Origin of the sequence: Citrobacter sp. Cb028, assembly GCF_030336705.1 — a bacterium.
Lineage (GTDB): Bacteria > Pseudomonadota > Gammaproteobacteria > Enterobacterales > Enterobacteriaceae > Citrobacter > Citrobacter braakii.
The window spans coordinates 39,564-56,182 of the sequence record NZ_JAOWCZ010000021.1 but is presented as its reverse complement, the minus strand read 5'-3'; the positions used below and the strand labels follow the sequence as shown (position 1 = coordinate 56,182).

Genomic DNA, 16,619 nt, shown 5'->3' with positions numbered 1-16,619 from the left:
TGGCTGACTACTCTTCGTCGTCACCATCAACGTGCGCGCGAATAAGCGCCATAAACTCTTTGCCAAAACGCTCAAGTTTACGCATCCCCACGCCATTAACGCTCAGCATTTCGCTCGGTGAAACCGGCATCTGCTCAGCCATTTCAATCAGCGTGGCATCGTTGAACACCACATACGGCGGGATATTCTCTTCATCAGCAATGGCTTTACGCAGCTTCCGCAATTTGGCGAACAGTTTGCGATCGTAATTGCCACCGAAGGATTTCTGCATCGCTCGCGGTTTCAGCGCCACAATTCGCGGTACCGCAAGCTGTAGCGCAACATCACCACGCAGTACCGGACGCGCGGCTTCGGTTAGCTGTAACGCGGAGTGATGAGCAATATTCTGCGTCACCAGCCCAAGATGAATAAGCTGGCGGATAACGCTTACCCAATGTTCATGGCTTTGCTCACGACCAATGCCATAGACAGGCAGCTTGTCATGGGCCAGCTCGCGAATTCGCTGGTTATTCGCTCCGCGCAGAACCTCCACGACGTAACCCATACCAAAGCGTTGATTAACACGGTAGATAGTCGACAGCGCTTTGCGCGCATCCATGAGTCCGTCGTACTGTTTTGGCGGGTCGAGACAGATGTCGCAGTTACCACACGGCTCCTGACGCCCCTCGCCAAAATAGTTCAACAGCACCAGACGACGACAGGTTTGCGCCTCGGCAAACGCCCCCATCGCATTGAGCTTATGCCGTTCGATATCCAGCAGTTGTCCGGCGGGTTTCTCTTCGAGGCAACGGCGCAGCCATGCCATATCAGCCGGATCGTAAAACAGCATTGCTTCCGCAGGCAGGCCGTCACGCCCGGCGCGGCCGGTTTCCTGATAATAGGACTCGATGTTGCGCGGAATATCGAAATGCACCACGAAGCGTACGTTAGGTTTGTTGATTCCCATGCCAAACGCCACGGTCGCCACAACGATTTGCAGGTCATCACGCTGGAATTTCTCCTGCACTTCTGCACGTACAGCGTTTTCCAGCCCGGCATGATAAGCCCCGGCGCTAATGCCTCGGCTTTGCAAACGCGCGGTGGTGTCTTCTACTTTAGCGCGACTGTTACAGTAGATAATACCGGACTTACCGCGCTGCTCTTGCACGTAGCGCATCAGTTGATCGAGCGGCTTAAACTTCTCCATCAACATGTAGCGAATATTCGGGCGATCAAAGCTGCTGATCTGAATTAACGGGTCGTTGAGCCCCAGCAGACGCACAATATCCAGCCGGGTTGTCTCGTCCGCGGTCGCGGTCAGCGCGACAAACGGCAGAGTTGGGAAACGCTGACGCAACTGCCCCAGCGCGGCGTATTCCGGGCGGAAATCATGCCCCCACTGCGAAATACAGTGCGCTTCATCAACCGCCAGCAGCACCGGGTTCCAGTGCGCCAGATTTTCAAGGAAGTTATCCAGCATCAGGCGTTCGGGCGCAATGTACAGTAAGCGAATCTGCCCGCTACGACAGCCTGCCATCACCTCAAGCTGCTGCTCACGACTTTGGGTGGAGTTCAGACACGCGGCCGCCACGCCGTTGGCAAGCAGTTGATCGACCTGATCTTTCATCAGAGAAATCAGCGGAGAAACAACAACGGTGAGGCCGTTAAGCAATAATGCGGGAATTTGATAGCACAGGGATTTTCCGCCACCGGTCGGCATAACGACCAGGCAGTCGCGACCAGCGATCACGGTATCAATGATTTCTTCCTGACCAGGGCGAAACTGTTGGTAGCCAAAGGTTTCCTGCAAAACCTGTTTAGCGCCCATTTCCAGATTCAACACTTCCGCCTGCGCCACATTAACCCCATTAGCCTGAAATAAAAACAGGCGCTATTTTCAGCGCCTGAGAGAGAAACTGCAATGATTAAAATACTCTCAATACCTGTCAGAAGATATCGTTAAGCATTACACCCACGCCAACACGGGTCTGATTGAAGTTGTAGTCAATCAGTGATTCGCCGTAGCCGCTGTAGACCTGGGTATAAAGACGCACATGCTTGGTAATGGGATAACTGGCCCCCAGCTCTGCGCCGCCATAGCCGGTATTCCAGTTGTACTGGCCTTTCACACTGATCACCGCGTCACCCAGGTGATAACCCATTTTCAACTGATAGTAGCCCATATATTTGGTGATATCAGGGTTATCGTCAGTGCTGCCGATAACGTACCACGGCTTAACTTCCACCAGCCAGTTACCGTTTTCAGCCATCAGCCGGGTGTAAAGGCGGTTCCAGCTACGTGAGGTGGGGTCGGATCGACCATTGGAGTCATGGTTATAGCCCATTTCGACATCGCGGAGCGTCCAACCGGCAAAGCGATAGTCGGTGGCGAAACCGAGGAACAATTGCGGTTCATAGTTGGTTTCGCGAAACGGCGCAGACTCTTCACTGTTCGAAAGCTGCCACCAGGACTTCTGGGTATAGGAACCGCCGAGTACCGAGTTCGGGCCTAATATTCCGCGCCAGAGCGGAAACGCCAGGCTTAGCTGAAACTTAACCTCATCTTTGCGCGCATTTTCGGACCAGCTATAGCTGCTGATCGCCTCTTTGTTCATGTCGCTGGTATTGGTGTAGATGAGATAGTTGGTCTCATAAGGATAAAGCGTGAAAGGGTTGTCATGCTCCTGCAGCATGTTGGCGATAATACTGCCGCGAACCGCCGGTGCATCATGAATCTCTTTCACTGTCGCTTCCTGCGCATACGCGGTCAACGGCAGCATGACTGCTGGTAGTAACCATCCCAGAATCGCCCGCATCGGTAATGTTCTCCTGAACCAAAATATTGATGAATTGTATAATTATCTGGCAAGTATTCTACATACTTAGCGAGTTCCTCGTTAGTTATCCCGTCCTAAAGTAGAAAACAACAAATAATAAGCATAATATCAACATTTCATTAACCATTGAGATGTAGGGATCGTATGTCTGCCGTACTTACTGCTGAGGAAGCGCTGAAGTTAGTGGGTGAAATGTTTGTCTATCATATGCCGTTTAACCGGGCGCTGGGTCTGGAGCTTGAACGCTATGAGAAAGAATTTGCTCAATTAGCCTTTAATAATCAACCGATGATGGTCGGCAACTGGGCGCAAAGCATTCTGCATGGCGGCGTGATCGCGTCGGCGCTGGACGTTGCCGCCGGGCTGGTGTGCGTAGGCAGTACGCTGACCCGCCATGAGACGATCAGCGAGGACGAACTGCGTCAGCGAATGTCGCGCATGGGAACAATCGATTTGCGCGTTGATTACCTGCGCCCGGGGAGAGGAAATCGCTTTACCGCTACCAGCAGCCTGCTGCGGGCGGGGAATAAAGTCGCCGTTGCGCGCGTGGAACTGCATAACGAAGAACAGCTTTATATTGCCAGCGCAACCGCTACTTATATGGTGGGGTAAGTGCCCAAAAAAAGGTAAACTGCTGTTACATTTCTGAAATGAGTTTTCCCGATGGATGCTAAACAAACGCGGCAGGGCGTGTTACTCGCTCTTGCTGCTTATTTTATTTGGGGTATCGCTCCTGCCTACTTCAAGCTGATTTACTATGTCCCGGCGGATGAGATCCTGACGCACCGCGTCATCTGGTCATTTTTCTTTATGGTGGTACTGATGAGCATCAGCCGCCAGTGGTCGGGCATCAAAACGCTGCTACAAACGCCAAAGAAGATCTTCCTGCTGGCGCTCTCTGCAGTGCTCATCGGTGGAAACTGGCTGCTGTTCATTTGGGCGGTCAATAATCATCATATGCTGGAAGCCAGCCTGGGCTATTTTATTAACCCGCTGGTGAATATTGTGCTGGGAATGCTTTTCCTCGGCGAGCGCTTTCGTCGCATGCAGTGGCTGGCGGTACTGTTAGCCGCCTGCGGCGTATTGGTACAGCTGTGGACCTTCGGATCGCTGCCAATCATCGCGTTGGGCCTGGCGTTCAGCTTTGCTTTCTATGGTCTGGTACGCAAGAAGATTGCCGTCGAAGCACAAACCGGCATGCTGATCGAAACCCTGTGGCTTTTACCTGTTGCGGCTATCTATCTGTTTGGCATCGCGGACAGCCCAACCAGCCATATGGGGCAAAACCCCATGTCGCTCAATCTGCTGCTGATTGCTGCGGGTGTCGTGACCACCATTCCGCTGCTGTGCTTTACCGGCGCGGCGACCCGCCTGCGTCTGTCCACGCTGGGTTTCTTCCAGTATATCGGACCCACGCTAATGTTCCTGCTGGCCGTCACTTTCTACGGTGAAGTTCCGGGAGCGGATAAAATGGTCACGTTTGCGTTTATCTGGGTGGCGCTGGCAGTTTTCGTGATGGATGCGATTTATACGCAACGACGGGTACGTCGGAGCTGAAGAAGTGCCGGATAAGGCGTAACCGCCATCCGGCACAGCCATTACAGCCAGTTCTTGCGCTTAAAGTACAGATACGGTGCCAGACCCGCGAGCATCATAAAGACAATCGCCCCTGGGTAACCGAAGCTCCAGTGCAGTTCCGGCATGAACTCAAAGTTCATCCCGTAGCTGGAAGCCACCAGCGTCGGCGGCAGGAACACCACAGAGACCACCGAGAAGATCTTGATGATGCGGTTCTGCTCGATATTGATAAAGCCCATCGCCGCCTGCATCAGGAAGTTAACCTTCTGGAACAGTGATTCGTTGTGCGGCAGCAGGGATTCGATATCGCGCAGAATCTCGCGCGCCTGTTCCAGCTGACTCCCCGGCAAACGCGCTTTACGCACCAGGAAGTTCAGTGCGCGCTGGGTATCCATCAGACACAGGCGGACCTTCCAGCCGATATCTTCCAGTTCCGCCAGCGTCGAAAGCGCTTCGTCATATTCATCGCCCTGACGCCCTTCCATGATCACACGGCTGAGTTTTTCCAGGTCGCTGTAGATGTTTTCGATCTCATCCGCCAACTGTTCAATTTTAGTTTCAAACAGGTCGAGCAGCAGCTCGTAGGCATTGCCATCCACCATCGCCTGATTACGCGCACGCATGCGGTACAGGCGGAATGCCGGCAGCTCGCGCTCGCGCAGAGTAAACAGGCGACCTTCGCGAATGGTAAATGCGACGGTTGAGTTACCCGCGTGATCGTCGGCATCTTCATAGAAGAAGAAGGAGTGAATGTGCAGACCGTCTTCGTCTTCAAAAAAACGCGCAGATGCTTCGATGTCTTCCAGTTCAGGGCGCGTAGCCAGATTCTGGCCCAAGTCCTTTTGCACACGGTTTCGTTCTTCGTCATCCGGCTCGACTAAATCGACCCAAACCGAACTGGCCAGGTGCTCGATTTCGTCTGCCTCAAGGCGAGTTAAACGATTGTTTTCCAGTTGAAATGCGCTCAGCATGACCGGGACTCCCAATGCAAAAAATTATCGGACAGTTCGGAGGGCACACAGAAACAAATTGGGTTTCAGACCATTAAACAGCCTGACTCAGCGCGACGGGAAAAAACAGAAGGTCGCTGACAACCGCGAAGGCTATCAGCAAAAAGGGATAGCCTTAGGAGTTGATCCTGGATGACAGGATAATGAGCCAGTATCTACTGGGTGTGTCCAAGGCGAATGTCCTCTTAGCGTAATCGTGCGCGCATGTTACGCCAGCAAAATTTTGACGTCAACACGCAACAGATGGCGAAAAAGTAATAATTTCCCCTTATACAAAAAGGTTAGCAGAGGGGAATTATTTATCTATGATTTCAGAATATTAACCGACAGATAGCGGGATGGCGGCTTCGCCTTGTCCGGCCTGGAAATCAAAATGTTACCCGGCCTGTAGGCCGGATAAGACGCGCCAGCGTCGCCATCCGGCAAAACCAAACCGATCAAACCGTTTCCAGTCTGGCGTAGGCCGCCACCAGCCATTTGATCCCTTGCCCCTGGAACGCGACCTGTAAACGACTGTGCTCACCGCTTCCTTCCAGATTGACGATGGTGCCCTCACCAAACTTAGCGTGGCGCACGCGCTGGCCGAGCTTGTAGCCGGTATCATTTTCCGCCATTGGCGTGCCCATCCGCTGATGGCTCACCGGGCGGCTAACCGTGGCGCGCAGGCGAACCTCTTCAACGCACGCTTCCGGCAGTTCGCCGATAAAGCGCGACGGACGGTGGTAAACCTCTTTGCCGTACAGACGACGCGTTTCGGCGTAGGTCAGAGTCAGCTTTTGCATCGCGCGAGTCACGCCTACGTAAGCCAGGCGGCGCTCTTCTTCGAGGCGCCCACCTTCGTCCAGCGACATCTGGCTGGGGAACATGCCTTCTTCCATACCCACGATAAATACCTGGGGGAACTCCAGACCTTTCGCCGAGTGCAGCGTCATCAGTTGTACCGCATCCTGCCAGGTATCCGCCTGCCCTTCGCCTGCTTCCAGCGCGGCGTGAGACAGGAACGCCTGTAGCGGCATTAAGTCTTCGTCTTCTTCGTTGTAGCTGAACTGGCGCGTTGCCGTCACCAGTTCGTCTAAGTTTTCGATACGCGTCTGACCCTTCTCGCCTTTTTCCTGCTCGTACATCATGCGCAGGCCGGAGTCTTTAATCACCCGGTCAGTCTGCACGTGCAGCGGCATATCGGCGGTCTCCTGCGCCAGCGCATCGATCAGCTCCATAAAACGCTGTAAGGCGCTGGCGGCTCGACCCGCGAGGGCTTTTTCCTGCAACAGCTCACGACAGGCCTGCCACAACGTAAGCTGGCGGTCACGGGAGGTCTGACGCACGACATCTAATGTACGATCGCCAATCCCGCGGGTTGGCGTATTCACCACGCGTTCAAATGCGGCGTCGTCATTACGGTTAGCGATCAGGCGCAGGTAGGAGAGCGCATCTTTGATTTCCTGGCGTTCAAAGAAGCGCATCCCACCATAGATACGGTACGGCATGCTGGCTTGTAACAACGCCTCTTCCAGCACGCGCGACTGGGCGTTGCTGCGATACAGAATGGCGCACTGTTCCAGCGCACCGCCGTTGTCCTGCCAGGTTTTGATACGATTGACCACAAAACGCGCTTCATCGAGTTCGTTGAACGCGCAGTACAGTGAGATTGGTTCGCCGTCGATGCCATCGGTCCACAGCTTTTTACCCAAACGCCCGTTGTTGTTTTCAATCAGGGCGTTGGCCGCGCTGAGGATGTTGTTGGTCGAGCGGTAGTTCTGTTCCAGGCGAATGGTTTCTGCGCCCGGGAAATCCGTGAGGAAGCGCTGGATGTTTTCCACCTGCGCCCCGCGCCAGCCGTAGATCGACTGGTCATCATCGCCAACGATCATCACTTTGCCGGTATCGCCCGCCAGCAGGCGGATCCAGGCGTACTGAATGTTGTTGGTATCCTGGAATTCGTCCACCAGGATATTGGTAAAGCGTTCGCGGTAGTGCTGCAGGATATGCGGCTTGTTGAGCCACAGTTCATGGGCGCGCAGCAACAGCTCGGCGAAATCCACCAGCCCCGCGCGGTCACACGCTTCCTGATAGGCCTGATACACCTTTTGCCAGGTTTGCTCAACCGGGTTGCCATAGCTCTGCAGATGGTGCGGGCGCAGCCCTTCGTCTTTCTGGCTATTGATAAACCACATCGCCTGACGCGGCGGCCACTGCTTCTCATCAAGATTCATCGCCTTGATCAAACGCTTGAGCAAACGCAATTGGTCTTCGCTGTCGAGGATCTGGAAATCCTGCGGCAGGTTCGCATCCATATGGTGCGCGCGCAGCAGGCGGTGCGCCAGACCGTGGAATGTACCCACCCACATACCGCCCTGGCTGGTTCCCATGATCTGGCCAATACGGTGGCGCATTTCCGCCGCTGCTTTGTTGGTAAAGGTCACCGCCATAATGGAGTATGGCGAGTTGTTCTCTACCGTCAGTAACCAGGCGATACGGTGCACCAGCACGCGAGTTTTACCACTCCCCGCGCCGGCCAAAACCAGCATGTTGCTGCGTGGCGCGGCCACCGCTTCACGCTGTTTATCATTAAGGCTGTCGAGCAGGTAAGAAACGTCCATTGGCACCGCCGCGTAAAAGTAGGTAAGGCGGATAAGCGTAGCGCCATCCGCCAAAAAGCTGGGTATATATACAGAGTTCTGCTGGTGATTATATCAGCGAGGTCAGAGATGCCAACTGTGAAATTTCGATATGCGGCAGCAAACGGCTGTCTGCGGTTTGCATCAGGTCGGCATTTTCCGGCTTGATCCAGCAGGCCTGCATACCGCAACGGATGGCCCCCGCCACGTCTGTCGTCAGGTCATCGCCCACATGCAGAATCTCAGCCACAGGCATTTTCAGTTTATCCGCCGCCAGCGCATACATGTCGCTGAACGGTTTTGATCGCCCGTCGGGACCGGCGCGCAGCACAAACTCAAAGTAATCGCCCAGGCCGAACAGTTCTGGCTGTGCGTTACCGTTGGTGATCGCCACCAGCGGCCATTTGCGGGCCAGCGCCTTCAGCGTGTCATGCGTCGCCTGCGGGACGTCAATGCGGCTACGCCATTTGGCGAAATTCATCATCGCCGCATTTGCCCCCATTCTGGCTTCTGCTTCTGACAATCCCGCCTCCAGCATAGCGCGCTCTACGGCGCGGTGACGCCATTGGGTAACGTCGTGGTAGATTTCCGGCTCAGCGTCGCGAACGGCCTGACGTAAGCGCTGTAGGTCGCTATTTTGCAGCGAATTCAGCGCCGGATGGTAATTCTGTACAAACGCGAGCGCTTCCTGCTCGGTGCGTGTGATAACGGGACGGTTATCGTAAAGGGTGTCATCAAGGTCAAAGGTGAGCGCAGAAATGCGCCCCAAAGGCCGGTAAAAACGCATTATTTCCCCCGTTTGGCGCGTGGATGCGCCGCATCGTACACTGAAGCCAGGTGTTGAAAATCAAGATGGGTATAGATTTGGGTAGTGGAGAGATTCGCATGCCCCAATAACTCCTGTACCCCGCGCAGATCGCCGCTCGACTCCAGCATATGCGTCGCAAAAGAGTGGCGCAATTTGTGGGGATGTACGTGGCTGTTCAGCCCCTGTTTTATCCCCCATTCCGCAAAGCGTTTTTGTACATTACGCGCAGAAATGCGTTTGCCCAGTTTTGACAGGAATAACGCATCGTCATCGCAGCCAAATAGCCCCCGCAGGTCCAGCCAGTGCTCAATCCACGCCACTGCATTGCGGCCAATTGGCAGGCGACGTTCTTTACTGCCCTTCCCCATCACCCATACTTCGCCGGTGTCGAGATCGAGATGTTTAATATCCAGCCCAACCAGTTCAGACAAACGCAGCCCTGCGCCGTACATCACTTCTAACATTGCCCGGTCGCGCACGGCGAGGGGATCGTTGAGGTCGATATCCAGCAGACGATTAACGTCGTCGACATCGATATTTTTAGGTAGATGACGCGGTGCTTTCGGCGCGGAAACACTTTTTGCGGGATTGGCTTTCAGCTCGCCCTGATTAACCAGCCAGTCAAAGAAACTGCGCAATGCGGAGAGACGCAGCGCCAGGCTCGCCGGCCCCAGCCCTTTACGACGGCTGCGCACGGCAAAACTGCGTACCATCGAAGCGTCACATTGTTGCCAGCTTTGCAGACCGGTCTCTCCGGCTAACGCAATGATGGCATCAAGCTGACGCTGATAATTCAGCAATGTGATCGGGCTAAGCTGGCGCTCAACGCCCAGATAGCGTAAAAAGCGCGCCACATCCTGAGAAAGGGGTGAATCGGTCATACGCGTTCAATCCAGCGCTCCAGCAGCTCCGGCAACATCAGCGAGATTTCCTGCAGTAATTGCGTACCTTGCCCCTGCTGGTAATGATTAACGTCGCGACTGCTGAACAGCATCACGCCCAGGGATCCATCTTGCCCCAACATCGACATCGCCACCGAGCCTATTGCTTTCGCTTCGGGCATCATGACCAGAAGTTCCGGGCCATTGAGCGGTCCAAGATAGTGCTGTGACTGGCCCAGACGCTGAATACGCAGCGGTTCAAAAGCCTGACGGCTTAATGCCAGATGAGTGAATTTTGATGGCGCACCAAGTCGCCAGCGATCCGGGAACAGACGAACCGTCGCCCCAGCCAGCCCTAACTCACGCGCCCAGCGATGAAATCGCATCAGCATGTCGTCAAGACTGCTGGCCGATACCAGCCGGGCTTGCAGATTTAACAGACGATAGAACAGGCTTTCATTGGCGTTGGCTTGTTCCATCAACAACGCCATATTCTCTTCCAGCACGTTAATATGATTACGTGCCCGCGCCATATGCCATTCCACTAAAGAGACCGTGCCCCGCACCGGGTGTGGAACACGCATCGCTTCAACTGCCTGGGCATTACGGATAAAAAACTCAGGATTACGTTGCAGGTAATCGACGACCGCCCGGTCGTCCAGCTCCATGAGCGTTTCCTGTAGTTCTTCCCCTGGTTGCTTCATAAGTGAATAAATCCGTCGTAGACATGTGCCGCCGGGCCAGTCATATACAGCGGATGACCCGGACCTTTCCAGGCGATATCAAGTCGACCGCCCGGTAATTCCACCCTCACTTCTTCTGCCAGCAGGCCCTGCTGGATACCAACCGCAACAGCGGCGCACGCACCGCTGCCGCAGGCCTGCGTTTCACCCGCGCCGCGCTCATAGACGCGCAGCCGGATATGCTCGCGCTTTACCACTTGCATAAATCCGATATTGGCGCGTTCAGGAAAGCGTTCGTGGCTTTCCAGAACCGGCCCCAACGTTTCTACCGTGGCCGTATCAACATCATCAACCTGAATTACGCAGTGCGGGTTCCCCATTGAAACCACGCCGCACAATACTGTCTGCTCAGCCACGCGCATAATATAGGTCTTCTCTGCTTTGTTGGCGCGAAACGGAACCTGCGCGGGTTCAAAATTGGGTTCACCCATATTCACCCGTACCAGCTCGTCGTCGGTTACGGTTAATACCATACGACCATTAGCGGTACTGACGCGAATATCACGCTTATTGGTCAGCCCTTTCAGGCGAACAAAGCGGGCAAAACAGCGGGCGCCATTGCCACACTGTGACACTTCACTACCGTCGGCATTAAAAATACGGTAGTGGAAATCCAGCTCCGGATCATACGGAGGTTCAACCACCAGCAGTTGATCAAATCCAACGCCGAGATGCCTGTCGGACAAGCGGCGGATCAGCTCTGGTGAGAAAAAGACATTCTGCGTTACCGCGTCGACGACCATAAAATCGTTGCCAAGGCCATGCATTTTAGAGAATTGCATCATTCACTCCGTTCACGCGGGTACAGAAATATACATCTATTCCTGCCGTCAGTAATTCACCTGAGAAGGCCCGTCACTAATCCCACGATCGTTTTTCTCTGGCGTGGTGGATTGCGATTGCGGCTGAACGCTCTTGGTCGGAGGCGGCGCGGTTTTATCTGCTGGCGGGAAATAGAGCGGGCCTTTTAGCCCACAGCCCGTCAGGCTGAACAGAGTAAAAATGACAGCGAGTGGCTTTAACACGTTTTTCATTATCGATTGCCTGTAAAGTTCATGCTTTCTGTTTTCTATCATCGCAGGAGAAGGCGTAAAAGCAAGAGTTAGCCTGTAATCTGCAACGCGTTTTGTTTCAGGTTATACTGCCGTCATCACGAAAAACAGGATAAGAAAATGAACGACAGTGAATTTCATCGCCTTGCTGACACCCTTTGGATGACCATTGAAGAGCGTCTGGATGACTGGGACGGCGACAGCGATATCGATTGTGAGATCAACGGCGGCGTGCTGACCATCAGCTTCGAAAACGGCAGCAAAATTATTATTAACCGTCAGGAGCCGCTGCATCAGGTGTGGCTGGCGACCAAACAGGGCGGCTACCACTTTGACCTGAAAGGCGACGAGTGGATCTGCGATCGTAGCGGCGAAACGTTCTGGGATCTGCTAGAACAGGCGGCAACACAGCAGGCGGGTGAAAAGGTGAGCTTCCGTTAAGTTTTATTGCCGGATACGCTTCGCTTATCCGGCATCATGCTCACGAGAAATACTGCTGCAACAGCGGTGTGTCGTTTTCCTGACTGACAGGCGGCACGGCGCTAATCGGCTGGGTACGGAACGGGATCACCTGCGCGCGCCCGTCGGTTTTCACAATCTGATAGAACTGCGGCAGGTTAAAGTTGATGAAGCTGGAGCCGTAGGTAAAGCGATCGTGCGACGACGAGTAGAAACGGCTGACATCGCGTACCAGCTCCTCTTTGCTACCTTCGCAGTGGTGATACACCTCAGCCCGATTACTCTCATCCAGAATGTAGATATTAAAGCCCTGCTCATCACCCGTTTCTTCGAAAAAGAACTGAATGATCCCTTCGCTGGCAAAACCGTCAACCACTGACGGAAGTTTCACATGATTGGTCTCAACCTGAACGGAAAGCCCGTGCAGTTTGTTATGTGAAATCGCGCCATAAAATTCAATCGCGTTTTCCAGCTTCTGTACCGAGACGTTCAGGCGCTCGAAGAACAGACCCCACGTCTGACCAGAAACGCGCAGCGCTTTGAAGCGTCCGGTTTCCTGACGGGTGCTGGAGAGGCGCAACTCGATGCACTCAGACACCAGTTGCTGCACGCGGGTGCGAATTAAACCGCGCAGATGCTGGCTATAGCAGAAGACCTCGACGCTATCCGGCGGCGCGGCATCCTGGTGCATTTTGCCCAGAATCGTTTTTAACGCTTCAATCATCGCCTGCTCACCATTGAAGTGCAGCGTACGCACTTCATTCCACGAGTTGCGGTACAACAGGTCGACGCTACCCACCAGGCAATTTTGTTCTTCACCAAAGCTGAAGACGTCCGGCTTACGGAAATCAAAATGTACCACCTGATTGCGAAATGCTGCCGTCGGGTCATATTCAAGGTTAACGATAATCGCCAGGTGGCGAATCTCGCACGGGCTATAGAGCGCTTTCGGCGTTGGCGCTGGCAGTCGCAGCGGGAAGTGATGCGACACGTCGGCGACCATTTCTTGCAGCTTCGGCAAATCAACAATGCCGTTGCCCTTAATAAATAAATGCGTACGCGAGGTCAGCAGGCCGTTGAACCAGGCCCACGCCACCAGTTTATTGAGGTAGCGGTTATATTCCAGCGGCTGATGGCTGATGATCGAGTCCATGTTAGGCGCGCGGTTATAGAGATACCAACCCGAACGGTTGGCACGGCCCGGCGGCACATGGATAAAGGTCAGATTCGGTTCCGAGAGATCCGGAGATATCTGCGGGTTCACCAGCGTTACTTTACCTGGCAATGCTTCAAACGCGGCATACAGCTTACGGGTCAGCACGCCGATATCCTGCGGGCTGGCGCTCACGCTGAGGTTATTTCGGCGGGCAAAACGGATCAGGTTACGATAGCTCTGCATCATCGCATCGAGCAGTTCGTTATGCGCTTCGCGTACCTGGTCAATCTTCCAGTTAGCGCGGTTATCCAGCATGGTCAGACGGGCGTCATCCCAGCCCCACTCTTTCACTAACTGACTTAATACTTCACGACGCCAGCCCACACAGGCGCGCTCGCGGCTCAGTTTCTCACACACTTTTAAGTAGAAACATCGACGCACTAAATCCAGACGAGTCGGGTCTTCGATCGCCGTGAGGTACTCGGTAACGCGCTCCAGCATCATGCAGTAAGGGTCGAGACCAAAAGAGACGATCTCGCCATCGTGCAGGCGCTGTTTAATATCTTTCGCCAACAGGCGTGGATTGGGGTATTCCCAGGAATAAGCTTCCAGCAGCAGCGTTTTCAATACCGCTTTGTACGGGGAGTCGATACTCTTGTACAGCTGCCAGAGGCTGGCGCCAAAGTACTCTTCGGCGGAGAGCGAACTGAGTCCGCCGAGATCCAGCCATTCGTTTGGCGTTAACACCCCCTGTGCGTAAAGCGTCATGACGTAATCGTCGTAATGCTCTTCTTCGTCGCCCGGCACCATATTCCACAGAATACGTTTACCCGCGAGACGCACAGCGGTGCGATAGAATTCATCAAGCAACAGGATATGCTGCGTCGAGCCACAGTCTTCACCACCCAAACTGCCGCTTTCATTGTGGCGGAAACGGTTTTCATCAATCAGGAAGAAGCTGACTTCCACGCCCAGCGAGGCGGCCCAGCTTTCCAGCAGGCTACATTTACGCTGCAGCAGCTGGCGCTCTTCGCTATCCAGCCAGGATTGATGGCAGACCCAAATATCAAGGTCAGAGGAACAGCTTTGCCCTACCGAAGAGGTGCTGCCCATTGAGTAAACGCCGGTGATAGGCAGTTCGCCCTTGGGAGGATCCTGCGGCGACATACCGCGGTACAGTTCCAGTTCGTTCAGGTAGTGGCGTTGGGTTTCATCAGGCGTGTAAAGGCATATGCCTTTGGGAACGTTACCATCAAGGTAACCCGGCATCAGCGGATGGTGGTAGTGCAATAATGTCGGCAGCAGACTGTATACCTGCTGGAAGGCAGGTCCCATGGCAGCAAGCGCGCGATCCACACGCAGTTGATTTATGGCATCCAGTCTCTGTTTCAGAGTCTCAATATAGAGGTACAAGACGTATCGCCTGATGTTGCTATCCGTCATGTTGTCGATTGCTGCGGCACAAGCGCTCACAATAATCGTCATCAATTCGGATAAACCGTATGTCAAAAATAACCGTTACCTGTTTTTTCGCCCATATTTTTTTATGCTGTACAGCCGAAAAAATGGTCTAAAACGTGATCAATTTAACACCTTGCTCATTGACCGTAAAGAAAGATGCGCTACATACAAGTGTAGCACCGTTCGTTACGTGTAAATTCCTTCATACGGTCGGGAGGTTTCTCGTCATTATTCACTGCCAGTGATGATGCAGCGCCTTTTCCTCTCACTCACGTTTGAGCGTAACGCTGACATCCCTTTGATAAGGATGTTAGGATGGTCAATGATTGATAATGACGGTAACAAGCATGTTAGACAATGTTTTGAGAATTGCCACACGCCAAAGCCCCCTTGCGCTCTGGCAGGCACATTATGTCAAAGACGCCTTAATGGCAAACCACCCCGGTCTGATCGTGGAACTGGTTCCGATGGTAACCCGTGGCGATGTGATCCTTGATACCCCGCTGGCGAAAGTCGGGGGGAAAGGGTTGTTTGTTAAAGAGCTGGAAGTCGCGCTGCTGGAAAAACGCGCCGATATCGCCGTGCATTCCATGAAGGATGTGCCGGTTGAGTTCCCTGACGGTCTTGGACTGGTCACCATTTGCGAGCGAGAGGATCCGCGTGATGCTTTCGTCTCAAATAAGTACAACACGCTGGATGAACTCCCGGCAGGCAGTATCGTCGGGACATCCAGTTTGCGTCGCCAGTGCCAGTTGGCAAAGCGTCGCCCGGATCTCGTCATCCGTTCACTGCGCGGTAACGTAGGTACGCGTCTGAGCAAACTGGATAACGGCGATTATGACGCCATTATTCTGGCGGTCGCCGGATTAAAACGTTTAGGTCTTGAGTCGCGAGTCCGCACCGCTCTGCCGCCGGAAGTCTCCCTACCCGCTGTCGGGCAAGGCGCAGTTGGCATAGAATGTCGACTGGATGATATGCGCACTCAGGCGCTGTTAGCGCCGCTCAACCATGAAGAGACGGCGCTGCGCGTCAAAGCCGAACGCGCCATGAATACCCGCCTGGAAGGGGGATGTCAGGTCCCTATCGGCAGTTATGCAGAACTCCTTAACGGTGAGATTTGGCTGCGGGCGCTGGTCGGCGCGCCTGACGGTTCGCAGATGGTATGCGGAGAACGTCGCGGCGCCGCGCAGGAAGCTGAACAGATGGGCATCTCTCTGGCTGAAGAGCTGCTGGAGAACGGTGCGCGCACCATTCTGGCTGAAGTTTACAACGGAGAAGCCCCAGCATGAGTATTCTGGTCACCCGCCCGTCTCCCGCAGGGGAAGAGTTAGTGAGCCGTCTGCGCACACTGGGGCGGGTGGCCTGGAGCTTTCCGCTCATCGAGTTTTCGCCCGGTCGGGAGCTGGCAACGCTGGCTTCCCGGCTGTCGGCGCTAACGGAAAACGATCTGGTCTTCGCCCTCTCGCAGCACGCCGTCACCTTTGCAGATGCCGAGCTTCAGCAACAGGGGAAAAGCTGGCCCTCCCTTCCGCGTTATTTTGCCATTGGTCGCACAACGGCGCTGGCGCTGCATACCGTTAGCGGTTTCAATATTCACTACCCTCTGGATCGGGAAATTAGCGAAGTCTTGCTACAATTACCTGAATTACAAAATATTGCGGGAAAACGCGCGCTTATATTACGCGGTAATGGTGGCCGTGAGCTGATAGGTGAAACCCTGACAGCACGCGGAGCTGATGTCGATTTTTGTGAATGTTATCAACGCAGTGCAAAATATTACGATGGTGCAGAAGAAGCGATGCGCTGGCAATCTCGTGGTGTGACCACGGTGGTTGTCACCAGCGGAGAGATGCTACAACAGCTCTGGTCGCTCATTCCGCAGTGGTATCGTGAGCACTGGTTACTACGCTGTCGGCTGCTGGTCGTCAGTGAGCGTCTGGCGCACCTCGCCCGGGAACTGGGCTGGCAAGATATTAAGGTCGCTGATAACGCCGACAACGATGCGCTACTACGCGCATTACAATAACTCTCATAATG

16 protein-coding genes are annotated in these 16,619 nt (G+C 54.2%); 5 read left to right on the top strand and 11 right to left on the bottom strand.

Annotation, left to right across the window (positions count from 1 at the left end):
* Nucleotides 1–7 precede the first annotated feature (7 nt).
* Together recQ and pldA are read right to left on the bottom strand one after the other, a co-directional pair.
* Nucleotides 8–1,837, bottom strand: a complete 1,830-nt coding sequence (gene recQ / locus OGV75_RS01585; RefSeq protein ID WP_286480294.1) for an ATP-dependent DNA helicase RecQ — start codon at nt 1,835–1,837, stop codon at nt 8–10.
* 88 nt (nt 1,838–1,925) lie between these two features.
* Nucleotides 1,926–2,795: a phospholipase A gene (gene pldA / locus OGV75_RS01580; RefSeq protein ID WP_016157849.1), complete on the bottom strand. Its 870-nt coding sequence runs from the start codon at nt 2,793–2,795 to the stop codon at nt 1,926–1,928.
* A gap of 165 nt (nt 2,796–2,960) precedes the next feature.
* Between pldA and yigI the strand changes: the two genes are divergently transcribed.
* Entirely contained in the window at nt 2,961–3,428 is a 468-nt protein-coding gene (gene yigI, locus OGV75_RS01575) for an acyl-CoA thioesterase YigI (RefSeq protein WP_003017917.1), read from the top strand.
* Between the two features lie 51 nt (nt 3,429–3,479).
* A complete protein-coding gene (rarD, locus tag OGV75_RS01570; RefSeq protein WP_016155131.1) occupies nt 3,480–4,373 on the top strand; it encodes an EamA family transporter RarD in 894 nt (297 codons plus the stop codon).
* 41 nt (nt 4,374–4,414) lie between these two features.
* On the opposite strand, the gene corA is transcribed toward rarD, so the two are convergent.
* The 8 genes from corA to lptM form a co-directional block, all read right to left on the bottom strand.
* Nucleotides 4,415–5,365, bottom strand: a complete 951-nt coding sequence (gene corA, locus OGV75_RS01565; RefSeq protein WP_003017920.1) for a magnesium/cobalt transporter CorA — start codon at nt 5,363–5,365, stop codon at nt 4,415–4,417.
* 154 nt (nt 5,366–5,519) lie between these two features.
* Nucleotides 5,520–5,576: a YsgD/CorL family protein gene (gene ysgD / locus OGV75_RS01560; protein ID WP_212723238.1), complete on the bottom strand. Its 57-nt coding sequence runs from the start codon at nt 5,574–5,576 to the stop codon at nt 5,520–5,522.
* Nucleotides 5,577–5,841: 265 nt separating this feature from the next.
* Nucleotides 5,842–8,004: a DNA helicase II gene (uvrD, locus tag OGV75_RS01555; RefSeq protein WP_016155130.1), complete on the bottom strand. Its 2,163-nt coding sequence runs from the start codon at nt 8,002–8,004 to the stop codon at nt 5,842–5,844.
* Between the two features lie 88 nt (nt 8,005–8,092).
* Complete coding sequence (gene yigB, locus OGV75_RS01550; RefSeq protein ID WP_016155129.1) at nt 8,093–8,809, bottom strand: 5-amino-6-(5-phospho-D-ribitylamino)uracil phosphatase YigB; 717 nt, start codon at nt 8,807–8,809, stop codon at nt 8,093–8,095.
* Nucleotides 8,809–9,711: a tyrosine recombinase XerC gene (gene xerC / locus OGV75_RS01545; RefSeq protein WP_049040600.1), complete on the bottom strand. Its 903-nt coding sequence runs from the start codon at nt 9,709–9,711 to the stop codon at nt 8,809–8,811. The genes yigB and xerC overlap by 1 nt, the downstream gene beginning before the upstream one ends.
* Entirely contained in the window at nt 9,708–10,415 is a 708-nt protein-coding gene (locus OGV75_RS01540; protein WP_103284402.1) for a DUF484 domain-containing protein, read from the bottom strand. The genes xerC and OGV75_RS01540 overlap by 4 nt, the downstream gene beginning before the upstream one ends.
* Nucleotides 10,412–11,236 carry a diaminopimelate epimerase gene (gene dapF, locus OGV75_RS01535; protein ID WP_016155126.1) on the bottom strand — a complete coding sequence of 275 codons (825 nt, stop codon included), beginning with the start codon at nt 11,234–11,236 and terminating at the stop codon, nt 10,412–10,414. Before dapF ends, OGV75_RS01540 begins: the two co-directional genes overlap by 4 nt.
* Before the next feature lie 48 nt (nt 11,237–11,284).
* Nucleotides 11,285–11,488 carry an LPS translocon maturation chaperone LptM gene (lptM, locus tag OGV75_RS01530; protein WP_003017937.1) on the bottom strand — a complete coding sequence of 68 codons (204 nt, stop codon included), beginning with the start codon at nt 11,486–11,488 and terminating at the stop codon, nt 11,285–11,287.
* Between the two features lie 138 nt (nt 11,489–11,626).
* On the opposite strand from lptM, the gene cyaY reads away from it, so the two are divergent.
* On the top strand, nt 11,627–11,947 hold the full coding sequence (cyaY, locus tag OGV75_RS01525; protein WP_019078434.1) for an iron donor protein CyaY: 321 nt from the start codon (nt 11,627–11,629) through the stop codon (nt 11,945–11,947).
* A gap of 40 nt (nt 11,948–11,987) precedes the next feature.
* Here the strand turns inward: cyaY and cyaA are convergent, their stop codons facing one another.
* Complete coding sequence (gene cyaA, locus OGV75_RS01520) at nt 11,988–14,534, bottom strand: class I adenylate cyclase (protein ID WP_286480298.1); 2,547 nt, start codon at nt 14,532–14,534, stop codon at nt 11,988–11,990.
* A gap of 395 nt (nt 14,535–14,929) precedes the next feature.
* Between cyaA and hemC the strand changes: the two genes are divergently transcribed.
* Nucleotides 14,930–15,871: a hydroxymethylbilane synthase gene (hemC, locus tag OGV75_RS01515; RefSeq protein ID WP_046274890.1), complete on the top strand. Its 942-nt coding sequence runs from the start codon at nt 14,930–14,932 to the stop codon at nt 15,869–15,871.
* Nucleotides 15,868–16,608, top strand: coding sequence for a uroporphyrinogen-III synthase (gene hemD / locus OGV75_RS01510; protein WP_046274889.1), 741 nt, complete (start codon nt 15,868–15,870; stop codon nt 16,606–16,608). The genes hemC and hemD overlap by 4 nt, the downstream gene beginning before the upstream one ends.
* Nucleotides 16,609–16,619: the final 11 nt, after the last annotated feature.